This window comes from Qipengyuania intermedia (assembly GCF_019711615.1).
GTDB classification, from domain to species: domain Bacteria; phylum Pseudomonadota; class Alphaproteobacteria; order Sphingomonadales; family Sphingomonadaceae; genus Qipengyuania; species Qipengyuania intermedia.
Genome location: NZ_JAIGNS010000001.1, coordinates 563734 through 587568, shown reverse-complemented (window position 1 = coordinate 587568; position 23835 = coordinate 563734). Strand labels below are relative to the sequence as shown.

The 23835-nt window shown below is 62.8% G+C and carries 18 protein-coding genes; 4 read left to right on the top strand and 14 right to left on the bottom strand.

What is annotated here, in order from left to right:
• Nucleotides 1-11: 11 nt before the first annotated feature.
• Nucleotides 12-662, bottom strand: a complete 651-nt coding sequence (locus K3179_RS02895) for a PspA/IM30 family protein (RefSeq protein WP_221562385.1) — start codon at nt 660-662, stop codon at nt 12-14.
• A 443-nt stretch (nt 663-1105) separates the two neighbouring features.
• Here K3179_RS02895 and rplK point away from each other — a divergent pair, with 443 nt between their 5' ends.
• Together rplK and rplA are read left to right on the top strand one after the other, a co-directional pair.
• The gene (rplK, locus tag K3179_RS02890; RefSeq protein ID WP_221562384.1) at nt 1106-1537 is read left to right on the top strand and encodes a 50S ribosomal protein L11; all 432 of its coding nucleotides are present in this window, start codon (nt 1106-1108) and stop codon (nt 1535-1537) included.
• Nucleotides 1538-1541: 4 nt separating this feature from the next.
• Nucleotides 1542-2234, top strand: a complete 693-nt coding sequence (gene rplA, locus K3179_RS02885) for a 50S ribosomal protein L1 (RefSeq protein ID WP_221562383.1) — start codon at nt 1542-1544, stop codon at nt 2232-2234.
• A gap of 84 nt (nt 2235-2318) precedes the next feature.
• Here the strand turns inward: rplA and K3179_RS02880 are convergent, their stop codons facing one another.
• The 6 genes from K3179_RS02880 to K3179_RS02855 form a co-directional block, all read right to left on the bottom strand.
• Nucleotides 2319-5246 (bottom strand): DUF2339 domain-containing protein, encoded by a 2928-nt coding sequence (locus tag K3179_RS02880; RefSeq protein ID WP_221562382.1) that lies wholly within the window; start codon nt 5244-5246, stop codon nt 2319-2321.
• 56 nt (nt 5247-5302) lie between these two features.
• Nucleotides 5303-6058, bottom strand: coding sequence for a competence/damage-inducible protein A (locus tag K3179_RS02875; RefSeq protein WP_221562381.1), 756 nt, complete (start codon nt 6056-6058; stop codon nt 5303-5305).
• A gap of 33 nt (nt 6059-6091) precedes the next feature.
• Complete coding sequence (locus K3179_RS02870; protein WP_247712777.1) at nt 6092-7594, bottom strand: flavin-containing monooxygenase; 1503 nt, start codon at nt 7592-7594, stop codon at nt 6092-6094.
• 85 nt (nt 7595-7679) lie between these two features.
• On the bottom strand, nt 7680-9098 hold the full coding sequence (locus tag K3179_RS02865; protein ID WP_221562379.1) for an O-antigen polymerase: 1419 nt from the start codon (nt 9096-9098) through the stop codon (nt 7680-7682).
• Between the two features lie 45 nt (nt 9099-9143).
• A complete protein-coding gene (locus K3179_RS02860) occupies nt 9144-10514 on the bottom strand; it encodes a hypothetical protein (RefSeq protein ID WP_221562378.1) in 1371 nt (456 codons plus the stop codon).
• 76 nt (nt 10515-10590) lie between these two features.
• Nucleotides 10591-10890: a PilZ domain-containing protein gene (locus K3179_RS02855; RefSeq protein ID WP_221562377.1), complete on the bottom strand. Its 300-nt coding sequence runs from the start codon at nt 10888-10890 to the stop codon at nt 10591-10593.
• Nucleotides 10891-11015: 125 nt separating this feature from the next.
• On the opposite strand from K3179_RS02855, the gene K3179_RS02850 reads away from it, so the two are divergent.
• Together K3179_RS02850 and K3179_RS02845 are read left to right on the top strand one after the other, a co-directional pair.
• Nucleotides 11016-12035, top strand: a complete 1020-nt coding sequence (locus tag K3179_RS02850) for a LacI family DNA-binding transcriptional regulator (protein ID WP_221562376.1) — start codon at nt 11016-11018, stop codon at nt 12033-12035.
• 85 nt (nt 12036-12120) lie between these two features.
• Nucleotides 12121-15450 carry an amidohydrolase family protein gene (locus K3179_RS02845; protein WP_221562375.1) on the top strand — a complete coding sequence of 1110 codons (3330 nt, stop codon included), beginning with the start codon at nt 12121-12123 and terminating at the stop codon, nt 15448-15450.
• A 34-nt stretch (nt 15451-15484) separates the two neighbouring features.
• Here K3179_RS02845 and K3179_RS02840 read toward each other — a convergent pair whose 3' ends face one another.
• The 7 genes from K3179_RS02840 to K3179_RS02810 all read right to left on the bottom strand — a co-directional run bounded on the left by K3179_RS02840 (nt 15485) and on the right by K3179_RS02810 (nt 23802).
• Nucleotides 15485-16831 carry a methyl-accepting chemotaxis protein gene (locus tag K3179_RS02840; protein ID WP_221562374.1) on the bottom strand — a complete coding sequence of 449 codons (1347 nt, stop codon included), beginning with the start codon at nt 16829-16831 and terminating at the stop codon, nt 15485-15487.
• Nucleotides 16832-16936: 105 nt separating this feature from the next.
• Entirely contained in the window at nt 16937-18475 is a 1539-nt protein-coding gene (locus tag K3179_RS02835; protein ID WP_345721891.1) for a putative bifunctional diguanylate cyclase/phosphodiesterase, read from the bottom strand.
• A 124-nt stretch (nt 18476-18599) separates the two neighbouring features.
• The gene (locus tag K3179_RS02830) at nt 18600-19481 is read right to left on the bottom strand and encodes a CheR family methyltransferase (RefSeq protein WP_221562373.1); all 882 of its coding nucleotides are present in this window, start codon (nt 19479-19481) and stop codon (nt 18600-18602) included.
• Nucleotides 19472-20566 carry a chemotaxis-specific protein-glutamate methyltransferase CheB gene (cheB, locus tag K3179_RS02825; RefSeq protein WP_247712776.1) on the bottom strand — a complete coding sequence of 365 codons (1095 nt, stop codon included), beginning with the start codon at nt 20564-20566 and terminating at the stop codon, nt 19472-19474. The genes K3179_RS02830 and cheB overlap by 10 nt, the downstream gene beginning before the upstream one ends.
• A gap of 11 nt (nt 20567-20577) precedes the next feature.
• Complete coding sequence (locus K3179_RS02820; RefSeq protein WP_221562372.1) at nt 20578-20943, bottom strand: response regulator; 366 nt, start codon at nt 20941-20943, stop codon at nt 20578-20580.
• 55 nt (nt 20944-20998) lie between these two features.
• Nucleotides 20999-21433, bottom strand: a complete 435-nt coding sequence (locus tag K3179_RS02815) for a chemotaxis protein CheW (protein WP_221562371.1) — start codon at nt 21431-21433, stop codon at nt 20999-21001.
• Entirely contained in the window at nt 21430-23802 is a 2373-nt protein-coding gene (locus K3179_RS02810; RefSeq protein ID WP_221562370.1) for a chemotaxis protein CheA, read from the bottom strand. The genes K3179_RS02815 and K3179_RS02810 overlap by 4 nt, the downstream gene beginning before the upstream one ends.
• Between the last annotated feature and the right edge of the window lie 33 nt (nt 23803-23835).

Here is a 23835-nt window from a genome sequence, read left to right as displayed (position 1 = left end):
GGGTGTCCGGCTCAGCTACCGGATTTCGCGCGCATCGCGGCAAGTTCATCCTCGACGGCGCTTTCGCGGCGCATATCGTCCAGTTCGCGCTCGACCGCGGCCTTGCGGGTAGCTGCGTGCGAACCGTCGAGCGCATAGCCGGTACGCTTCTCGAGTGTCTCGATACGGCCAAGCCTGCGATCGACCGAGCTTTCGCGGGCCGTGTTCCCGCTCGCGACGGGCGCGAGGCGATCGGCAGCCAGCTGGTCGGCCAGGCGCGCCCGCACATCGTCGCGCTTGGCTTCGAGCTGCAACTCGACCTCCTGCATGTCGACAAGGCCTGCTTCGATGGCGGCAATCTCTTCCTCAATCTTGCCGACCGACAGCCGTGTATCCTCGCGGGCGATCAGCGCCTGGCGGGCAAGATCCTCGCGGCCCTTGTTCATCGCCGACTTCGCCTTGTCCTGCCATTCATCGATCTGGGCGCGGGTATCTTCGAGGCGGCTATCCAGCCGCACCTTGTAGCGGCGGGCTTTGCTCATATCGCCTGTCAGGCCGACCAGCGCTTCCTCGATTTCGCGCTGGAGGCGCAGCAACAGCTTGGCCGGATCGGACGCCTTGTCCAGCGCGCTCGACACATTGCTCGAGATGAGATCCCTCACTTCGATCGCAATACGAAACATTCCAGCCACCCCTCAGTAAAAGTCCCGCCGAATTCTATAATCGAGTCCTTAACAGAACCTCTTGTTCGGGAAAGGGAAGAATTTACCCTGTCTGTAGATGACGGTTTCCTACAATTACAAGCGACAGGTAAATTGCCTGACATGCAAGAGTCCCTCAATTCCGCTGTAGACGCTGTCACAAGCCGCTGCCATCGCCGCTAGAGATTTATGCGCCAGGACCCTGTTCCACATGTTCCACTCTGTAGGGCAGTGCGCGGGCAAGTCCAAATGGCGCCCTACACGGCGCTTCGCACTTGCAATCGGGCGCAGAATCGCTATGTGCGCGCCTTCCCAAGCCCATGGCTAGGATACCCACGCGGGAGGTCTGCTTCGCGGACCGCTCGACCGCTTAACATGAGGCTGCCCTCCCAAGAGCGCGGCCGACAGTGTGAAAGGAGGCCGTAATGGCCAAGAAGATCGAAGGCTATATCAAGCTGCAGGTGCCCGCGGGCACTGCAAACCCGTCACCCCCGATCGGCCCGGCGCTGGGTCAGCGCGGCGTGAACATCATGGAGTTCTGCAAAGCGTTCAACGCTGCCACGCAGGACCTCGAAAAGAACGCTCCGATCCCGACCGTGATTACGGTCTATGCCGATCGTTCGTTCAGCTTCGTCACCAAGACGCCGCCGGCATCGTACTACCTCAAGAAGGCTGCCAAGCTGAAGTCGGGCTCGAAGGAGCCGGGCAAGGTTTCGGCCGGGACCATCAAGCAGAGCGCGGTGAAGGAAATCGCCGAAGCCAAGATGGCCGACCTCAACGCGAACGATATCGACCAGGCCATGAAGATCATCGAAGGCAGTGCGCGTTCGATGGGCCTCGAAGTGGTGGAGGGCTAAGAACATGGCTAAGCAGACGAAGAACCAGCAGGTCCGCGCGAAGCTCGACAGCGAAAAGCTGTACACCGTCGACGAAGCTCTCGCCACGCTGCGCGAGCACAAGGCGAAGTTCGACGAAACCGTCGAAGTCGCGATGAACCTGGGTGTCGACCCGCGTCACGCTGACCAGATGGTCCGCGGCATGGTTTCGCTCCCGAGCGGCACCGGCAAGGACGTGAAGGTCGCCGTCTTCGCTCGTGGCGAAAATGCCGAGAAGGCAACCGCCGCCGGCGCCGACAAGGTCGGTGCGGAAGACCTCATGGAAGACATGCAGAACGGCAACCTCGACTATGACCGCGTGATCGCCACGCCGGACATGATGGGCGTCGTCGGCCGTCTCGGTAAGGTCCTCGGTCCCAAGGGCCTGATGCCGAACCCGAAGCTGGGCACCGTGACCCCGAACGTGGAACAGGCCGTGAAGGACGCCAAGGGCGGCCAGGTCGAATTCCGCGTCGAGAAGCAGGGCATCATCCACTCGGGCATCGGCAAGCTGTCGTTCAAGGACGACGCTCTGAAGGAAAACTTCAAGGCCCTGACCGATGCGATCGTCAAGGCGAAGCCGACGGGTGCCAAGGGCAAGTACGTCAAGAAGGTCACGCTAACCTCCTCGATGGGCCCGGGCCTCAAGGTCGACCTCGGCGAGGTGGAGGGAGCGTAAGGCTCTTTCCTACCCGCTCACTGATAGCGCAAAAGAAACGGGCCGGGGGGAAACCTCCGGCCCTTTCTCTTTGGGGCGTGAGCTTCAGTCCTGCGGGGCGGCGCGCAATTGGCGTTTGTAGAACCAGCCGATCCCGATCAGGCTGGCACCCAGCGCCAGGAAGCTAGCCACCTGCAGCAGGCCTTCGAGCCCTGCGGCATCGAAGCCGAATACCTTGATGACGGTCCCGGTCATCAGGACCAGCGAACCGATCCTCCAGCTGCGTTCGCCGCGGCGGCTGCCGATCATGAGAAATGCGATGCCGAGCAGGATGCCGAGAAGCGAGCGCAGGAGGTCCTCGGTCTGCGTCATCGGGGTCTCGACCAGGTAGCTGCCGGCGAATACCTGCCGCAGCAGGGCGATCGCGCCGACACTCGCGACCAGCATGATCGCCGCGTCGATGGCACTGCGGAAACGCGGCACCCACAGGCGCAGCGACAGCAGGATCGCGGCGGCGACCACTGTCATGGCGAGGGCGAGATTGGCGACCGGCACCGGGCCCACGGCCTGCATGGCGAACAACGGATTGTGCCAGAAGCCCGTAAAGAGCGTGAAGTGAGCCAGCGCGGTGACGGCCAGTAGGCTCGCGACAAGCGGGCTGGCACGCAGGCTGGCAATGCCCTTGGCTGCCAGCCACGCAGCGCCGAGCAACAGCGTTTCGAACAGTATCCGCTCTGCCAGACCCGTACGCTCGAATGCGGGCAGCGTCTCGATCGCAAAGACCTGCTTGAACAGGACATGCGCCGTGATGAAGGCCGGGACCAGCGCCGCCCAGAACAGCGGGACCGGCTGCTCGAGAATGCGGCCTTCGGTAATCCGCGCCATGGCAAGGGCGACGGCGAAGGGGAGGATAAAGCCGAGGGTTTGCCGGATACTCGGCAAATCGGTCAGCATGAAGGGATCGCCAAACAATGCGCCGCCTGCACCTTCGAGCCAGATGGTGAGCGGTTCTGCAGCCCAGGCAATCGTGGCGAGGACCAGTCCCAGCACTGCCCATTCGCGCTGCTGCTGTTTCCAGCGCAGGAGAATGGCCATGGCAGCGGCCAGCCAGACGGCGGCGATGGGAGGAAGGACCTGCAGCGCTGCGCCGAACACGACCAGGGCGGCGAGGAATTCCGCAACGCTGCGCGGCAGCTTGTCCTTTGCGAAATAGCCGAGCGCCAGCAGCGGCAAGGCGGCGCCAAGCCACCGAAGGAGGCCGAGCCAGTAGGGAGACTGCGCGCTACCTGTCAGCGCGTCCATTTCGGCCAACCCGACAGCGGTGCCCGGCAGGCTCAGGATGGTGGCGAAGGCGAATGCGGACGCGGTAGCCAGGAAAGCGGGATGTTCCGTCAACCGGTTACGCAATGTCCAGACGATCGCAGCGCCAATTGCGCCAAGCGCGATGGGGAGGGTCCATTCGGGGAGCAGGCTGTTCGCGGCAAGTCCCGCAAGCAAACCGGCGGACGCAAGGTTGAGCGCAAGGGAAACACTGTCGGGGCGGCTCCAGAGGGCCTTCGCCCCGGCGACGGGGAGGGCGGCGAGCGCAAGACAGGTGATGCCCGCCAGCAGGCTCGAAGAACCATCCAGCGTCAGCGCGCCGGTGAGACCAAGTCCTGCAGAAACGGCGGCGACCATGACGCGGTCGACCAGCTGGTCCTTGTCCTTCAGCACATGGAACAACGGAACGCCCGCAAACATGGCTGCAAGCGCAATCAGGACCGCAATGAACGAGCCGGTTGCAGGATCGCTCCAGAAGGCGAGCAACAAGATGCCGATGGCTGCGGCAATCGCATTCGTAGGGCGCATTGGCGGCTTCTGCCAACCGAAGAACGCGAGCGACGCGCCGAGCAGGAGGTAGAGCCCCCATGCCAAAGGCGAATAGCCGCCCTCATCGACGAGCACCGCCAGCTGGAGACTGGCTATGGCCGCTGCGGCCAGCCGGAGGGGTTGTTCGAACTTCTCGCTGGCGAGGAAAGAGGGAAGGACCGCGCCGAGCAGCACGAAGAACAGCCCGAGCGCAACGATATCGGTCGCTGAGAAGCCCGTCCCGGTGAGTAACAATCCGCCCCATCCGAGGCCGCCGATCAGGGCCGCCATCCCGAGCCACGGGCGACGCTGGCGATTGCCGGTCTGGGTGAGGCCGCCCGTCACCAAGGCAAGATACAGGGCGAGGAGCGGTAGGTTCGCCTCTTCGCTGCCTACCAGCGCAGGCGCGGCAAAACCGCCCACGAGGCCCAGGACTGCGCTTGGCAGGCCGAACCGGTAGGACAGGGCAATCGCAAGGGCAGTGACGGCCGCAAGGCCTAGGAAGGCGAAGGTCTGTCCAATCAGCCCGTATTGCGTGCCGGCAAGATAGAAGCCGGCGTAAAGGGTGGCGAGGCCGGCCCCTGCGAGGGCCTGGCAAACGCGCTCGTCGCCCACTTTATCGGCATTGCGATAGGCCGCCTCTGCCCCGCCGAGGAGGCCGATCCCGAACAGGAAGGACAGGGCGACCCGAACGCTGGAGGTCAGCAGGCCTGCCTCGATCGAATACCGGACCAGCAAAACGCCCGCGACCGCAAGGGTGACGCCGCCCATCCAGACGAACAGGTTCCGCCCGAAGATCTCCTCGAAATCGAAGGAGAACCGCTCGAACAAGCCAGGTTTTTCGGGATCGGTGAGATCGGGCGTCTCATCGGGCTGACCCGACGCGTCGTCACGCGCCCGCGCCGGGATATCCTCCGGAGCGCCAACGAGCTTGACCGATTTGGGTACGGAAACGGAGCGCGCAGCAGCGGGTTCAGGCGCGTCGCGGACCTCATCTGCAACAGGCTCTGCTGCAGCGGGCGCCTCCTCACGCTCGGGCGCTGTGGCCCGGGCGCCTTCTCTCAGGAGCGCGTGCAAATGATCGAGCGACCCCTCGAGCCCTTCAAGGCGCTGTTGAAGGGCGCGCAGATGCGTGCGCTGGTAGAATGCGACCCCGAAGAGGACCAGGATAAGAAACCAGTCCATCAAACCCCCTTGTCTGCAATCAGGCTAGCGCGAGCGCCGCCCAAGGCAAGCGGAGATCAGATTCCGCCGGGGGTAAATTCGAAGCCTTCTTCGGTCAGGCGCTCGCACAATTCCGCCATGCAGGCATCGAGTGCGGCGCGATCGGTCGACCGGATGACGAAATTGGACCCGACCTTTCCTTCGCGGAAGAACGGATAGCTGCCGATCTGGCATTCGGAATGCGCCTTCTCCACGTCGCGGAGCTGGGTGGAGATTTCGCTTTCGGGAATGAAGCCGCCGACCGTCTCGCTGAGCAGGGGCTCCCCGCCTTCGAGCGTTCCGGTGAGCGCATCGAGCATGCCTGCGGTGATGTGCGGGACACCGGCCATGAGGTGCAGATTGCCGATTTTGATGCCGGGGGCGCCGGACATCCTGTTCGGGATCAGCTCCCCGCCTTCGGGCACGCGCGCCATGCGCAGGCGACCCTCGTTCAGCCCGCCCTTATCTTCGTAATAGCGTTCGAGGATCGCGCGCGCTTCGGGGTGGATAACGACCTCGACATCCAGCGCCTTTGCCACTGCATCGACAGTAATGTCGTCATGTGTCGGACCGATGCCGCCGGTCGTGAACAGGTAATCGTAGCTTTCGCGCAGGGCATTCACTGCCCCGACGATGGTGTCGATCACATCGGGGACCACGCGCACCTCGGCGAGCCTGATATTCTGGACCTGCAGCCAGCTTGCCACCTGGGCGATGTTCTTGTCGTGCGTACGTCCGGAAAGGATCTCGTCCCCGATAACGACGAGCCCGGCGGTGTAGATGCGTTTGGTCATGCAGACAGACGTAGTGTCGCTTGCTGCGGAAAGCTACTCCGCAGCTTCGAGAGTTTCATCGGGCGATTTGGAATTCGCGCCCTTGCGCCTGAAAGCGAGGATCCCGTCGTCGATCGGCTCTTCGCGCATCCGCTTGCGATCCTGCACATATTCCTGGTTGAGCCGCCACGGATAGCCGACCGCGTTCTTCGGCATGATGGCCTTGCCGCGCTGGATGTAGCCCGAGGAGAAGTCAAAGATATCGTCCTCCTCCAGATCGTGGTTCTCCGGGAGTACCGGCACGGCCACGTCGACGCCGACCGCATCCATCTCGTTCAGGACGCGGCAGATGTAGTCGGAGTTGATATCCGCACGCAGGGTCCAGCTGGCATTGAGATATCCGAACACTACCGCAAGGTTCGGGACGTTCGAGAACATGCAGCCCTTGTAGTAGAAATGGTCTGCCAGATCGACCTTCTCGCCTTCGAGCGACAAGTCGATCTTGCCCGCCACGGCCAGCTTTAGGCCGGTCGCGGTGACGACGATATCGGCGGGCAGGAAAGTATCGTCCTGTAGCCGCACGCCGCCTTTTTCGAAGGCTTTGATGTGACCGGTGACCACGTCCGCCTTGCCGCTCTTCAGCGCTTCGAAAAGATCGTCGTCGGGGACGAGGCACAGGCGCTGGTCCCAGGGATCATAAGGCGGGGTGAACGGGGTCAGGTCGTAATCCTTGCCCATGGATTTGCGGATGCGTTTGTGGAGGCCGTCTTTTACCTTCTGCGGCTTGTTGCGCGCCATCTTGAAGCTGAAATCCTGCATCTTGATGTTCTTCCAGCGCGTGATGCGATAGGCGGTCTCTTCGGGCAGAACCTTGCGCAGGAAATTCGCGAGCGCGTCTTTCGCAGGGCGCGAGAACATCCAGGTCGGCGTGCGCTGGAGCATGGTGACCTTGGCCGCCTTGTCGGCCATCGACGGGACGATCGTAACGGCGGTCGCCCCGGATCCGATCACGACGACCTGCTTGCCGGTATAGTCGAGATCTTCGGGCCAGAATTGCGGGTGGATCACCTGGCCCTCGAACTCGCCGAAGTCGAAACCCGGATCGTAAGGCTCGTCGTAATCGTAATAGCCGGACCCGAGATACAGCCAGTTGGCGGTGAGGTGCTTGCGCTCCCCGTCCTCGCCTTCGACAGTGACATGCCAGCGCGCGTCCGCACCGCGCCAGTCGGCGGCGATGACCTTGTGCCCGAAACGGATGTGCTTGCGGATGCCGCGCTCGTCGGCGATCCTTTCGAGATAGTCGAGGATGGCCGGACCGTCGGCGATGGACTTCTCGTGTTTCCAGGGTTCGAAATCGAAGCCCAGCGTGTGCATGTCGCTGTCGGAGCGGATGCCGGGATAGCGAAACAGGTCCCAGGTGCCGCCGAGATTTTCGCGCCGTTCGAGAATCGCATAGCTGCGATTCGGCGATTTCGCGGTCATGTGTGCTGCCATGCCGATGCCGGAAATACCGGCACCTACGATCAAAACGTCGAAATCCGTGGCGCGGTCGCTCATTGGTCTCTCTCCCATGAAGCGCAGGCTAACCCATGATCTGCGGAAGCGCCAGTCTCAGTTGCTTTCCGCAACTTGAATCCCGGTCTCAGACCCCTGGACGGCGATCATGCGGATCGGATTGTGCAGCCAAAATTCTCCGGCGTTCTCCGGGCGGTTGCGCAAGGAAGTCCGCTACGGGGCCCTCGCCTGCAAGCGCGAGATGTGTGACGGGTGGGCTGAGGATACGTTTAAGCATCAGCACCATCAGGAAAGGACCGATATAGAACGGTGCCTGGCGGGCGAAGGTTACAATCGTGCCATCGCGGAAGACATTGATCGCGGTCGCGATGATCAGGGCATAGAGGATCTGGCGCAAGGGAGTGGCGCGGCTGCCGAGTAGAAATCTCAGTGCCACCGAATACAGTAAGGCGAAGAACAGCGCCTGGATCGCTACGCCAAGGTAGCCGAGCGCCATCCAGCCCTGCCCGGGGAGGGATGCCGTCATGCCGATCGGGGTGCCATAGTCCCACAGGCTGAAATACTGGACTGGCGATCCGACCGGTTTGTCTTTCCAGAATACCCGCGGCACGGGCTCGGTAAATATCTGCAGATTGCTGGCGAAGTAGTCGTAAGTGCCCGTGCGCTGCGGTACTGCGTAGACGATGTACTCGAAGTATTCGAGATTGGCGAAGTCCATCCCCTCGAACGGACTGAGTTCGAAATTGGTCGCATAGTCGGCCTCGCCAGCCTGACCCGCGAGGCCGCGCAAGCTGGCGCCGCGGTCGGTCACGATCTGGTTGAAGGTCAGGATCGCCAGCACCGCCAGACCTGCGGCGCGCCAGTCCACCCATCGCCTGCGATATTCCAGCAAGGCCAGAATTCCGATTGCCACCGCAGTGTAGATGATCGGGCCCCGTGTGCCGCCGCCGCCCTGCAGGACGACGAAAGCAAGAAACAGGCCCCAACTCCACCAGCGGAATTTTGCCAGCCAGATCAGCAGCACGGTAATCGGTGCAAGGATCAGCGCAGCATCGGTGAACCATCCGATTGCGTCGGTATTGATCGCCGCGCCCGTCGACAGGTCGCGGATCATCGAACCGTAATTGTCCGCTTGCCTCTGCCAGTTTCCGAGCTGCGACCAGATCGCGAATGGCGCGAGAAGGGCGCACACTGCGAGAACAGGGCGCTTCATCGAGGCGCGGGCAGCTTCGAAGCGGTCCGGTTCCAGGGCAACCGGCAATCTCGGAGCGACATATAGAGACGCAGCGACGAATACGATCATCGCCAAATTCGTGGCGAGTATCACGGTAATCTTGTCGCTCATGGATGGCTGGAAATCGTAGAGCCGGTAGACGAAGCCGAAATCGTAAACACGGGCAAGGATCGGCCGGAACGCGAAGACCAGGCCGTGAAAGGCGAGATAGAAGGTCGCCGGATGCATGATGCAGGCCGACGGGTGACGTAAATAGAAGACGCTCGTCGCAAGGAACGTCAGAAACGATGCGAGGAGCAGGAAATCGTACACGGCGGGTCGTAGACTAGGCCGTCACCATCGTACCCGGCAAGACGCTCAGCGTTTTCTCCGCAATTCCCGCAAAGCCCAGGCGACATCGCCGATCCGCTCGCGCGACAACAGGCTGGCGACGAAGCCGCCAAGGCTCAGGCCGGACATCCGGAGTGCCTCCCTGAAGGCCGGAACAAGCTGGAACAGTTCGGCCATGACGATCGGTGCCAGGACAAGAGGCAGGGCAAAGGCCCGATCGGCAAGTATTGCAGCAAGGACGAGGCCCGCAAGAGAGGCCAGGAAGTACCACATCACCGTGGTGCCGTGTCGATTGGCTGCTGCAACCATGGCGAATGGCGCGGCGGATAGCGCGCGCAATCCGGCGGCAAGCAACAGGACCGATGCCAGAACCGGGTCGAACGGTGTCTGCGCATTGGTAAAGAGCCGCTGGGCGAAATCGCCGAAGATCAACAGCGCCACGGAGAAACCAAGGGTGAAAAAGGCTGCCAGGAGGGTCATCACCGCCAGCAGGCGCCGTCTCGTTTCAAGGTCCGCCGGATCGAGGTGCGCGCTTTCGTAGAACTGCATCGAGAAACTGAAGCTGGTGAACAGATCGAGCAAGCGGGTCAGCGTGCGTGTTGCGACGAAACCGGCGAGAATGACGGCGCCGGACGATATGCCGATTACCATCGTGTAGCCCTGCAGATTGAGCCCATGCACCAGCGGCAGCAGCATCAAGGCGAGCGAGGGCATCAGCAGCGTCCGTGTGGAATCTCGCCATGCGCCGGTTGGACCTTGAAACATCCCGGGGGCGGCGCGCCGGGCCAGCACGGCGATCCAGATTGCCGCCGCACACCGCGTTGCCGCCAGGACCATCGCGAGGGTTGCGATGTCGTCGGACGAAATGACGCACAGCGCGATGATGGCGATTTCGGCGAGAATGCAGGCCGAATTCAACGCGATGTGGTCGGCATACCGTCCGGCGGCGCGAAAAGGTATCTCGAGCGTAGCTACCTGGCTGCTGGCGATGATGTAGATCGCCAGGGCGAACAGTGTCTGGTCGAGCACGTCCTGGGGGACCGACCGAAGTGCGGCGATGGCCCCTCCGGTCTCGGCCAGGGCCAGCGGGAACGCTGCCGCCAGGACAAGGGTCGAGGCCGAAGCGATGATCCAGGACGATGTGAAGTGTGCTCTTGCCTGTTCCATCTCCCCCTTCTCGTGCGCTGCGACTGCTGCGCTCCCCCCGGCACCGCTAAAGCCCGAGGACACGAAGCCCAGATAGGCTGGCACGGCAAACAGCAGGAGCCAGGCGCCGACGCGCTCTGCGTCCCAGCTCGAAAACAGGATCGGGAGGGTGAGAAATTGCGCCGCGACCCGCGTCACAACCGAGCCGAAATTGGCGGCTACGCCTCGCAGAATACGTTGCCGGGACTTCACTGGCCTTCACCAGTCATTACTCGGCCCTCTCGCGCAGTTCGCTCGCGCCGAGACCGCAGGGGCAAGGGGCGGCCGTTCAGTCCTCGTCTTGCGACATGAAAGCGACGATATGGCCGAGCACGGCCTCATGCAGCGGCTGGTCGAATTCGGCGCCGACCAGGCTGCCTTCGCGCCAGCGGATATGGGCGTGCAAGGGTCCGATGTTACCCAGCTTGAGCGATACTTCCGTGCCCACCTTGAGAACCGAAAACTTGTCGAAGAACCGGCAGCCGGTCTCCGAGACATCCTTGATCCAGACATCGCGAGAGCCCCCCTGACGCTCCCGATAGGCACCGGCAACGCGTACTAAATGTCGATTTTCACGCCTGTTTTCCATCCGGTTCCTTTCGGATACCGGCCTATTCATCCCACGAGGCAGGAAATGGTGCAAGGGCAGGGCGGCTTTACTCGACGCGTCTTTCCACTAGCTATAGAGGGGCGCCGAGGGAGCAAACGAGAGGTATGACGACAAACAAGCCGCACCGTGTGACGTCGATCGATGTCGCGGAGAAAGCCGGTGTAAGCCAGTCTACGGTCAGCCGGGCCCTGTCGGGCTCCGAAACCATAACCGAAGCCACGCGCCGCAGGGTCGAACAGGCCGCGGCGGAACTGGGCTATCACGTCAACATGCGCGCTGCGGGCCTGCGCAAGGGCGAAACCGGCAGCATCGCCATCGTTGTGATCGGACGCGAAGGGCAGGGGCCCGCAGCGATCAATCCGTTCTATTACAGCCTGCTGGGAAGCACCTGTGCTGCGGCTGCCGAGCGCGGGTATGAGGCGCTGGTGTCGTTCCAGGCGCAGCAAGACGAGTTCTTCGGCCACTATGTCGCCCGGCGCCAGGCCGATGGCGTGGTCGTGATCGGCACGGCCACCAATGGACCCGCATGGGACTATTTCCGCGGTGTAGCGGACGAAAGTTCTTCCATCGCGTTCTGGGGTTCTCCCTTCGATGATGCGGTCTGGGTCCGGTCGGACAACATGGCCGGCGGGTGCCTCGCCGTAGAACGGCTGGTCAAGGGCGGTGCGAAGGACATCGTCTTCGTCGGCGATCCCAATTCTTCGCAAAAGCAGTTCCGCGAACGCTTCGAAGGATACCAGGCCGGGATGAAAGCGGCGGGCCTCGAAGCGCGACCGGCCTTCGTCTCGGTCGGGTCGGACCGGGTGTCCCAAGGACGCAACGCGATTATTCGCCTGACCGAGAGCGGTACGGATTTCGACGGTCTGTTTTTCGCTTGTGACGCCATGGCGCTTGGCGCGCTGGAGGAACTGGCTATGCGCGACCTCAACGTCCCCGCCGATGTCGGCGTGGTCGGCTTCGACGGTCTCGGATCGGGCGAATTCAGCAATCCGCCATTGACCACCGTCGAGCCGGACTTTGCCGAGGCTGGCAGGTTGCTCGTCGAAACTGCGCTGGCAGGCGAGGGAGAGCAAGGCGTCAGGCGCGTGCCGGTCAAGCTCGTCGAGCGGTCGAGCGTTTCGTGATTTCAGGTCGTTCGTCGAACGTCCGTTTGCAAAGCGCATCGCCCACGGTCTAAGTCGCTCCCCTGTTTCCGGGAGAGAGACCGTTATGAAATCGAGTATTGCCTCCACCCTCGCGCTTGTCCTTTGTGCGACTGCCGCCCATGCGCAGGATTCCGAGCCGAGCCCCAATCCGGTCGAGGAGCAGGAGGTCGATGCCTCGCAGGACGCTTTGCCGCCTGACGGCAGCGGGGAACGCGTGGACGCAGCCCCGGCGACCGTGCCGATCGCGGGCGAGGAAGCTAGCACCGAGAAGTGGGACGTCATGGCGCCGGCGGGCACGGTGCTTAAGGAAGTACCTATCCGCACAGACGAGGGTACGTGGATCGATGTCGACGTGTCACCCGATGGCAGGACGCTCGCATTTGCTCTGCTTGGCGATATCTACACGATGCCGATCACTGGCGGTACTCCGACCCGCATCGCGGAAGGCCTCGCATGGGAAGTCCAGCCTCGCTTCTCTCCCGACGGCGCCCGGATTGCCTTTACCTCCGACCGCGGGGGCGGTGACAACATCTGGATCATGAACCGCGACGGTTCGGACAAACGGCAGGTCACGAAAGAGGATTTCCGCCTCATCAACCAGCCAAGCTGGTCTCCCGACGGCCGTTACATCGTGGCGAAGAAGCATTTCACGACCCAGCGCAGCTTGGGCACCGGGGAAATCTGGCTCTACCACGTCTCGGGCGGCGGCGGCGTTCAATTGGTGAAGCGCGCGAGCGAGGCCCTGCAGAAAGAGCTGGGCGAACCGATCTACGCGCCTGACGGTAATGCGATCTATTACACCCGCAATGTCACGGGCGGACCGATTTTCGAATACGCCCAGGACAGCACCCAGGGCATCTTCAATGTCGAACGGTACGACATCGACACGGGCGAAGTGACGACTGCGGTCGGCGGGTTCGGCGGTTCGGTGCGTCCGACGCCTTCACCCGATGGCAAGAGCATCGCTTTCGTGCGCCGCGACAAGGATCAGTCCCAGCTGTGGGTGAAGGACATCGCCAGCGGCCGCGAGCGGATGGTGTACGGCAAGCTCGATCTCGACATGCAGGAAACCTGGGCGGTCTACGGCGTCTATCCGATGATGGACTGGACGCCCGACAGCGCGTCCATCGTGACCTGGGCGGGCGGCAAGCTCTGGCGCGTCGCAGCCGACGGTTCGGGCGCGAGCGATATTCCGTTCCGCATCGACGATACGCGCGCCGTGGCCGATGCGCCGCACCCCGTCATCGAGGTGGCACCCGATAGCTTCACCGCCAAGATCCCGCGTTTCGCCACCGTCTCGCCCGACGGGCGGACCATCGTCTTCGAGAGCCTTGGCAAGCTTTACACCAAGCCGGTGGGTGGCAACGCCGCCCCGCAGCGTCTGACGTCCGGCAATGAGGATACGCTGGAATTATGGCCTACGTGGTCGCGCGACAGTTCGCGCATCGCCTTCGTTCGCTGGAGCGATGAAGGACTTGGCCAGATCGTCACCGTGGATTCCCGTGGTCGCGGCGAGCGCACCGTGACCCGCCAGCGCGCACACTACGCGGTGCCGCAATTCTCGCCGGACGGAAGCACGATCGCCTTCGAGAAACGCGGCGGCGGGTACCTAACCTCGCCCGACTTCTCCGAGAACGAAGGAGTCTACGTGGTGGCTGCCGGTGGCGGCAATGCAAGGCTCGTCACGCGCAATGGTTCGACCCCGCAGTTCGGCGAAGACAAAGATCGCCTGTTCATGCTCGCCAGCGCTGACGGCAAATTGCAGTTGATCTCCAGCGATCTCGATGGCGAGGCGCGGCGCGTCCACGCACAGGGAGAGTTGGCCAATGATTTCCGGGTGAGCCCGCGCGGCGATTACGTCGCTTTCAGGCAGAATTACGAAGTATTCGCGATGCCGCTGCTTCCGGGCGGGCAGGCTGTGACAGTGGGCGAGAAGGCCAGTTCTCTTCCCGTCACCAAGGTGAGCACGGGCGGCGCGGATTACATCGGCTGGACCGAGAACGGCGGGACATTGCACTGGTCGATGGGGCCGACGCTCTACAGAGCGAGCACATCGGCGCTGACACCGGGCGCGCCGCAAGCCGAAGACGCGCCCAAGTTCTCGCCGCCGGATACCGGCACGTCGATGGAGCGCACGATCGCGGCCGACAAGTCGAGCGGGCTGGTGGCCATCACCGGAGCGCGCGTGCACACCATGGCCGGCGATGGTGCCGGAACTATCGAGAACGCGACTATCCTCATCGATGGCGACCGCATTTCGGCGATTGGTCCTGCATCGCAGGTGAGCGTGCCGAACGGTGCCGTGCGCATCGACGCCAGCGGCAAGACCATCATTCCCGGCCTTGTCGACGCCCATGCGCACGGGCCGCAGGGGACGGGCGATCTCATCCCGCAGCAGAACTGGTCGCTCGTCCAGAACCTAGCCCTGGGGACGACCACGATCCATGATCCCTCATCGTCGGCCAGCATGATTTTCGCGGCGTCAGAGCGCCAGCAGGCCGGAACGCTGCTTGCCCCGCGCATCTTTTCGACCGGCGAGATCATCTACGGAGCCAAGGCGCCCAGCGTTTATGCGCGCGTCGACAGCTATGAGGATGCGCTCGCCCATGTCCGCCGGATCAAGGCGCAGGGCGGGATTTCGGTGAAGAACTACAACCAGCCCCGCCGCGAACAGCGCCAGCAGGTTGCCGCCGCTGCGCGCGCGGAGAACATGCTGGTCGTGGCGGAAGGCGGTTCGCTTTTCGGAATGGACATGAACCTCATTGCGGACGGCAACTCCACGCTGGAGCACAATATTCCGCTCGACGTGATGTACGAGGACGTGCTGCAGATGTTTGCGCAGTCGGACACGAACTACACGCCGACGCTGACGGTCACATATGGCGGTCTCGCCGGGGATCCCTATTGGCGTCAGGCGACCGACGTCTACGACAACCCCCTACTGGTCCACACGCCGCCCAAACTGCTGCTTGCCAGCACCGCACGGCGGACGAAGGCTCCGGAATGGGCTTTCGTCGATGATAATTCTGCGCGTGAGGCCAGGAAACTGGCCCAGCGCGGGGTTAAGGTCAGCATCGGTGCCCACGGCCAGCAGGCGGGCATTGCCGCGCACTGGGAATTGTGGAGCTTTGCAAGAGGGGGCATGAGCCCTGTCGAGGCCCTGCGTGCCGGCACGATCGAACCGGCCCGGTCCCTGGGTATGGAGCGCGACGTCGGCAGCCTCGAGGTCGGCAAGCTCGCCGATCTGGTAGTCCTGACGGACGATCCCGCCACGGATATCCGCAATTCGGACAATATCGCCCAAGTCATGCTGGGCGGCCGTCTCTACGACGCGCGCACCATGAGCGAGGTCGAAACCGGCAACGCCAAGCGCATGCCTTATTGGTGGGAGTGAAAAAGGGTCGCGGGGGCAGCCCCGCGACCTATTTTCAGCCTGCGCGCACGTTGACGAGGAAACTGTCGACGCGGCTACGCAGGGTCGAGGCCTGACCTTCGAGATCGTTGGCCGAGGCGAGCACCTGGCTTGCCGAAGCCCCGGTTGCCAGACTGGTGTCGCGCATGGTGCCGATGTGGGTCGCGACATCGTCCGTACCGCGAGCAGCGAGGTCGATGCTGCGGGCGAGGTCCTGACCGGCCACCGATTGCTGGTCGACCGCACTCGCGATGGAGATGGCGGTTGTCTCGAGCTGCTTGATCTGGTCGCCGATCGAACGCAGCGCATTCACGCTGGCTCCGGTCGAGTTCTGCATAGTGCGGATCTGCTCGGCGACTTCTTCCGTCGCGCGGCTGGTCTGCGTGGCCAATTCCTTGACTTCGCTAGCCACCACCGCAAATCCACGGCCCGCTTCACCGCCACGCGCGGCCTCGATCGACGCATTGAGCGCGAGCAGGTTGGTTCGTTTCGCGATGGACTGGATCAGTTCCACGATCTGGCCGACCTGTTCGGCCGAAGAGGCGAGGGCAGAGATCGTCTGGTCCGCATCGCCTGCATCGTCGGCAGCCTTGCGCGCCAATTCGGCCGAATGCGCCGCCTGGCGGCTGATTTCGCCGATCGACATGGCAAATTCGTCCGATGCAGCAGCAGCAGCCGTGACCCCGCTCGAGGCCTGTTCCATTGCGCCGCTGACTTCCGACGCCTTGATCGCGGCCAGTTCGGCGGTAGCAGCCATTTCTTCGGCGGTGCGATGAAGCTGGCTGGACGCAGCCGCAACTCCCGAGACCACTTCGCCGATTTCGTGTTCGAAGGATCCGGCCAGCCTCGCGATGTCGCGCTTGCGGCGTTCGGAGGCCTCCTTGCGGCCAGCGAACAGCTCGTCGAGCTTGTGACCCGACTTGAGGAATACTTCCAGGGACCTGGCAAGGTCGCCGATTTCGTCCTGGCGTATAGTGCCGGTAATCGAGATGTTGCGGTCACCCTTGGCCAATGCGTTCATGCCGCTGGCGACGGCCTTCAGCGGTCGGATCGTGTCGATGATCATGCGGCGGGTCGCAAGATAGCCCAGTACAAGGCAGATGACGGCCGCGATGATAATCAGGCCGCTCATGAACGGCTGCGCGGCATCGCTGCTGAACCCGATGTAGGCGAATATCGAAATCAGGGAGGTCCCGATCATCGGAGCAAGCACCGCGAGTTTCATCTTGTTCGCGAGGCTCTGCGAATTGAACCACCGCGCCAGCCAGTAGCGGTACTCTTCCACTTCGGGCGCCTCGTTCGAAAGGCTGACACTCGCGATCTCGTCGGACAGATCTTTGTCGAAATTGCTGATGGCGTTCATGGTTACCCCTCTGCGGAACATCTCGTGGTAACCAGACAGGCTTTAGATATGGTAAACGCAGCTGCGTCATCGCGAGCCGTTTTTCCGAACCTGCGTTTGGTTTGCTTAGGCTGCGTTGGCCTTGCCGGGAACGGCCGCAGAAGCGGGCGCGAGGGCGATCGGCTGATCGAGATGCTGCGCGATCTCCTCGGCGGGCATGGCCTTGAAATAGAGCCAGCCCTGGATCTGGTCGCAGCCTGCAGCACGAACCATGTCGGCCTGTTCTTCCGTCTCCACACCCTCGGCGGTGACGCCCATCTTCATGGCGCGGGCTACCGTGATGCTCGAGAGCATCATCGCCCGACTGGCATCGTCTTCGCCTGCCTGGACGACCAGGCTGCGATCAAGCTTGAGCTTTTCGAACCGGAACTGGCGCAGGAAACCGATCGAGGCATAGCCGGTACCGAAATCGTCGAGCGCCACGCGTACGCCGAAGCCGCGGATGACGGCCAGGCTGCGTTCCGCCACGATCGGGTCGAGCACGAGGCACGTCTCGGTAATCTCGAGCTCCAGCCGCTCCGGATCGAAGCCGGTTTCTTCAAGGATATGACCGAGCTGGATCGGGAATTCGGGGTTGCGCAGCTGCGCGGCCGAAATGTTGACCGAAAGGGTGATGTCGTCCCAGGCCAAGGCATCCTGGCACGCCTTGCGAAGCACCCACAGGCCGATCGGATTGATGAGGCCCGATTCTTCGGCGACCGGAATGAAGATATTCGGACCGACGCGTTTGCCGTCCGGACGCTCCCAGCGCATCAGGCATTCGACTGCAACCACCTTGCGTGACTGGCTGTCCACCAGCGGCTGGTAATTGAGCCGGAATTCCTCGTTGGCGAGAGCGAAGCGCAGCTCGTCGTCCAGTTCCTTGAGCTGTTCGCGGCTCTGGTCGAAGGCTTCGGAGAACCAGGTGCAGCGCATTTTGCCGCCACGCTTGGAGGCATACATGGCAACGTCGGCGCGGCGCAGCAGTTCGCTTGAAGTGAGGCTGTCGCGCGGGATGCGGCGAACCAGGCCGATGCTGGCACCAAGCGTCAGGCGCCGGTCTTCCACGGCTACCGGCTTCGCGAGGCGCTCGATTATGCGGCGGCAGATGCCTTCGAGCAGGGTGCCCGCGAGATTGCCCGACATCATGATCGCATATTCGTCGCCCCCCAGACGGTGGACGAGCGCGTTGCCGTCGCAAACTTCTTCGAGGATCCGTCCGACCTCCTTGATCGCGGCGTCGCCGACAAAGTGGCCGTAGTGATCGTTCAGCAGCTTGAAGCCGTCGAGATCGATCATCGCCAGCGCGACTTCCTGCTCGTTGCGGATTTCGCGCTGTATGCCGAGATGCAGGGCGCGCCGATTGGGCAGGAGCGTCAGGCTGTCGGTATTGCTGAGCGTTTCCAGGTTCTTCATGTGGCGCGCGCCCATGAGCCCGAAGACTGCCGTCGCTACCGTATAGGCAGCCGTGCCGCCGAGGAAGACCAGGGGGAGAAACTCGAGCGAGTTGTACATCGCCATCGTCGCGCCGACGGCCGTTGCGCACACGATCCCGGCGAGCACCACCATCGGCGCGAACAGCAAGAATTGGGTGCGGTGACTGGTCTTGTCACTCAACTTTGCCACGCGGATCGCCCCCTGAATAAGCGTTCTTTTCCAAAACAAGTCCGCAAGGATTAGTGCGCAATGACTAAGGAACGGTAAAACAGGCGTTTACCGTGCTGCGAAATGCTGTGCGGGAAGGCCACGGTCAGCCAGTGGCCGCTGCCGGTCGCAGGATGTTTTCGACTGTCCTGCGCGGTTGGCTCGCCTTGCCTACGGCAGGGCAATACAAGGCCGAGCCCAGGCCCGACGGTTCGAAGCGGTCGGTCTGTCCGACAACGGTTTCCCCGGCACCCAGCATGAGGAACCCATCGGACGCGAGACCGCTGGCCAGCTTGTCGAAAGCGGTCCTGCGCGTCTCCGGCGCAAAGTACAGCAATACGTTTCGACACAGGACGAGATCGAATTTGCCCGGCGATGGCGGGAAATCCAGAATGTTCTGCCGCTCGAAGCGTGTCATGGCCTGGATTTTGTCGGACACCTTCCAGCCGCCTTGCGCTTCGGCGAAGAAATTGAGCATCTGCGCCACGGAAATTCCGCGCTGGATCTCGAACTGCGAATAGACGCCGCTTTGCGCCTGCTCGATGGCTTTCCCGGAGATATCCGTGCCGACGATCTCGATGGTCCAGTCCTGCCAGCGACCGGACTGTTCGGCGAACATCATCGCAAGACTAAGCGCTTCCTGCCCGGTGGAGCAGCCCGCCGACCAGATGCTCAACCTGCGGGTGCTGGCGCGCTTCCTCGCCAGTTCCGGCAAAACGCTGTTCGCCAGGGTATTGAAGTAGACGTGATCGCGGAAAAAATAGGTCTCGTTGTTGAGCAGCGCCTCGACGACGCGCGTCGCCAGCCGGTATTCGCCCGGTCGCTCCAGCATGCAGGCGAGCTGGTCGACGTTCTCGATCCCGATTTCGCGGAACAGTCCTGACAGGGCGGTCGAAACGCGCCAGCGGCGGCTTTCGGTCAGTTGCTGCCCGGTGCGAGAGGCAAGAAGATCGGCGATGATACGATGGGAGGCATCGTCTATCGCCATGCCTGCGCTCCTGCCTTGTCGAGGATGCTCTGCGCGAGCTCTTCCGGCGGGAGGCACGCGGTGGCGAGGCCCATTTCGGTAATTGCGCGCGGCATGCCCCAGACCGCACAGCTTTTGGCATCCTGGGCGTAGATCGAGCCGCCCGCCTTGACGATCGATTCCGCGCCGTCGGTCCCGTCGCGTCCCATGCCGGAAAGCAATACGCCGGCAACTTCGCCGTCATAGGCTTCGGCAAGGCTTTCGAACATCGGATCGACCGAGGGAGTGCAGCCGCTCTTGACCGGATGGTAGGCAAGGCCGGTCTCGAAACGCGTGCCCTTGCGGCGCACGACCATGTGGCCGTGCCCGGGCGCGATGATCAGTTTGCCGCGCTCGATCTCCACGCCCTCGTCGGCGAGAACTGCCTGGCGGCCGGACGCGACTTCCATCTGGCGTGCGAATACCGGGATAAAGCTGCCCGGCAGATGCTGGGTGATCAGCACCGGCAGCATGAAATCCTTTGACAGCTTGCGCAGGAACAGGTTGAGAGCGTGGATGCCGCCCGTAGACGCACCGATCGCGATGACCTGCGGCTGTTTTCCCGCGCGGCGGGAAACCGGCCTTGCAGCGGCGCGCTTGGCCACTTCCGCGGGTAGGCCTTTCAGCGCACGGATCTTGTCCATGAGCTGTTCACGATAGTCGTCGTCGAACCCGCCGGGGCGGGGCTTCAGCATCGTGTCGGCAGCGCCCATGCGCAGTGCCTCGACGGTATGTTCTGCCCCTTCGGCGGTAAGGGAGGATATCACCAGGACCTTCGTCGAAGGCGAAATTTCGAGGATCTTGGGCAGCGCTTCGAGGCCGCCCATGCCCGGCATTTCGAGGTCGAGCATAACCACGTCGACAGCCCGCGAACGCAATTCATCGAGGCCGCGTTCGGCAGTGCTGGCCGTGGCGACGACGTTGAAATCGGCTTCCTTGGCGAGCATGCGCGAAAAGACGGTCCGCACAGTAAGCGAATCGTCCACGAGCATGATTTTCACTCGCTTGTCTTCGGCGACCTCAGGCGGTTTTTCGGCGGTATCCTGGCGCAGAGCGGCGACCATCATGCTGCCCCCGGTTAAGCCATGCCAACAAGCTGGAGCTTGATCTGCAGCGTTTCGTGATCGAACGGCTTCATGACGTATTCGTCCGCGCCGGCGCTGATCGCTTCACGAATGTGAGCGACATCGTTTTCCGTGGTGCAGAACACCACCTTGGGTTTGTCACCACCCTCGCGCTGACGCAGCTGGGTTATGAATTCGATCCCGGTCATCACGGGCATATTCCAATCGAGCAGGATGACATCGGGCATGTTCTCGGCACACTTGTCGAGGCCCTCCTTGCCGTTCTCGGCTTCTTCCACGGAGAATTCCAGCGACTCCAGAATGTGGCGCGAAACCTTCCGGATCACCCGTGAATCGTCGACGATAAGGCAGCTTTTCATTTTTACGTCCCTTGAGTTTCGAGCTGCATCATAAACACAGTCGGTAACCAATCGCTTAAGCAGCGAGCGCGGGAGGTCCCGCGATGATTTTCTCGATATCGACCAGCACCACCGGCCCGGTTTCGGTCTCGACCATGCCGAGGCCTGCGCGTTGCCAGCCTTCGCCAAGGCCGCCCGGAATTGCCACGAGGTCGCTACGGGCCTCGGATACGTCCTGCGCGGAATCCACCATCAAGGCGTAAAGGTGCCCGTCGACCTCGACCACGGCGGCACGGCGTTCGGGAGAAGAGCAGGGCTGGTCGAAGCCGAGTGCCAGCGCGCAGTCCACCACGGTCAGTGCTTGGCTGCGCAGCGGCGTCAGGCCACAGATGAAATCCGGCGTGCCGGGGATCGGCGTGATGGCGTCGATTTCGAGGACTGTCTGGACCCGCAGCGCGGGGATTGCGGCATCGCGCCCGGCGATGGTGCACATCAAAAGCAAATCGTTCATGCCGCCCTCCCGGTGCGCACGCGCTTGAGTTCTGCCAGCAGGCTTTCCCGGTCGTAGCGGTAGATCGACCCGTCTCCCGCGTCCTCGGGATCGGGACGTAACCTGATCGTCTCTTTTGCAGGTCCATGAGGAGCCGCGTTTCCGGCAATCTCGATTGCGAGATCGGCGTCCTCGTCATCCTCGTCGGCGATCCGGTAGCCGGCCGCTTCTACGAGAGGTTCGAGAATGGTGCGTGCCCAGTCGCTATCCTGCGGGATACGGCACTTGAGCGGGTGTTCGATCCGCTTCGGCGCCGAGTGGCGGAAGAATAGCGTATGGCCGTCGATCAGCGGAACGGGCTTGCCTTCCACGAGGGTGACGCCTTCGATGGATGCGTCTTCGGCGGACACGACCAGCTCTTCGGTCATTTCTGCAGCATCGAGCACTTCGGACACCGCATAGACCAGTTCGCTATCGCCGTCGCTCAGGCGCAGCAGGCGGCAGCGACCCTCGGGTAAGGTGCCGTGCTCCAGCCCGGCAAGCGGGAGAATGCGCCCATCGATAACCGCCTGGGCGCGCTTGCCGTCGATGTCGAATGCTTCGCACGATACGGTGTCGATGCGCCTGACGAGTTCCAGCCTGACCGCACGGCGGCGGCCGTCGAGGCCCCGGAAAAGCATGAGCGGAACAGCATCCTTGGTTTTCTGCTGGGCCTGTTCCTCTGCAAGCGCGGGCTTGGACCGCATTTCGCCGACCAGGCCGCGCATCTGCGCGATGCTCGGCAAGTCGATCAGCATCATGGGCGTGCCGTCGTCGAGGAGTGTCGTGCCGGCATAGAGCTTCGTCTGCATGATCGCCGGTGCAATCGGCTTGACCACCACATCCTCGTGGTCGTGCACGCGGTCGACGGCGAGAGCGAAGACGTCATCGCTGGCAAGGCGAACGAGCACGAGGGTTTTGGTCTCCCATTCGCATCGCTCGTTGTCTTCGGTACCGAGCACATCGGCGAGCGAGAGGCAGGGCACGCGGCGACCGCGGAAGGTAATCAGGCGGCGGGCGCCGGCTTGGGCGAATTCGACGGTGTTCGCGCTGCCGAAGACGATTTCTTCGATGTAGCTGCGCGGAATGGCGTAGTTCTGCCCGCCGCTGGAAACTGTCAGCGTGGCAATGATCGAGAGAGTGAGTGGCAGGTGCAGATGGAAGCGCGTGCCTTCACCGGGCTTACTCGACACCGTGATGGAGCCGCCCACGCGCTCGAGATTTGCGCGCACGACGTCCATGCCGACCCCGCGACCGGACACGGCGCTCACTTCGTCTGCGGTCGAGAGACCGGGTTCGAAGATCAGCTGGTGCTTTTGCGCATCGGACATGCGGTCGATTTCGGACTGGGTGTAGATACCGGCCGCGACCGCTTTCTGGCCAAGTCGCTCCGTATTGATCCCGCCGCCGTCGTCGCTAACGAGCAGGCTGATCTGGTTGCCCGACTGGCGCGCCGCGAAACGCAGCAGGCCGATCTCGCGCTTGCCGTTCTTGAGCCGTTCGGCAGGAGTTTCGACGCCGTGATCTATGGCGTTGCGGATGATGTGGGTGAGCGGATCGCGGATCATCTCGATCATCTCGCGGTCGAGTTCCACTTCGCCCCCTTCGAAATCCACCATGACCTGCTTGCCCAGCTCGCTGGACAGGTCGCGCACCAGGCGGGGCAGGGAGGAGAAGAGGTGTTCGAGCCGCTGCATGCGCATGCGGGTGATCGAGGTCCTTACATCGGCAAGGATGGCGGAGAGGCGCTCGAACGGCCCGTCGATCGTGGGCTGCTCACCTGCTTCGCGCAAGCGGCGGGCGAGGTCGTTGCGGGCGAGGACCATGTCGGAAACGCCCTTCATGACCTCGTCGAGCAGGTCGACCGGCAGGCGGATCGAACGCTGCACGGTGTTGCGTTTCGCAGCCGTGGGAGCCGCGTCGTCCTGGTCGTCGGAAACGGGCTCGACGGGGGCGACGTCGCTCTGCACTTCGATTGCCGCGTCGGCTTCGAGTGCGGCGATCAAGGCCTTGTCGTTCTCATCCTCGACGAGTTCTTCACCCGCTTCGATAAGGTCTGCGAGTTCGCCGATGCGGTCGATGATCGCGAGTACGGCCGTTACGAGAGCCGGGTCCGCCTCACGGCGTCCGGCCCTGCATTCGGCAAGAGCGTCCTCGGCGGCATGGCTCAATTTTTCCAGCAAGGGAAAGTCGAAGAAGCCGCAATTGCCCTTCACCGTGTGGACGAAGCGGAAGATCGTATCGATGCGCGCCTTGTCGGACGGATCGGCTTCCCACGCGACGAGTTCCGTCCCGCTCTGTTCGAGCATTTCGCGTGTTTCGGCGATGAAATCGGCCAGCAACTCATCCATGACGTCAACGGATCCCCTGATATTCCGCAGACG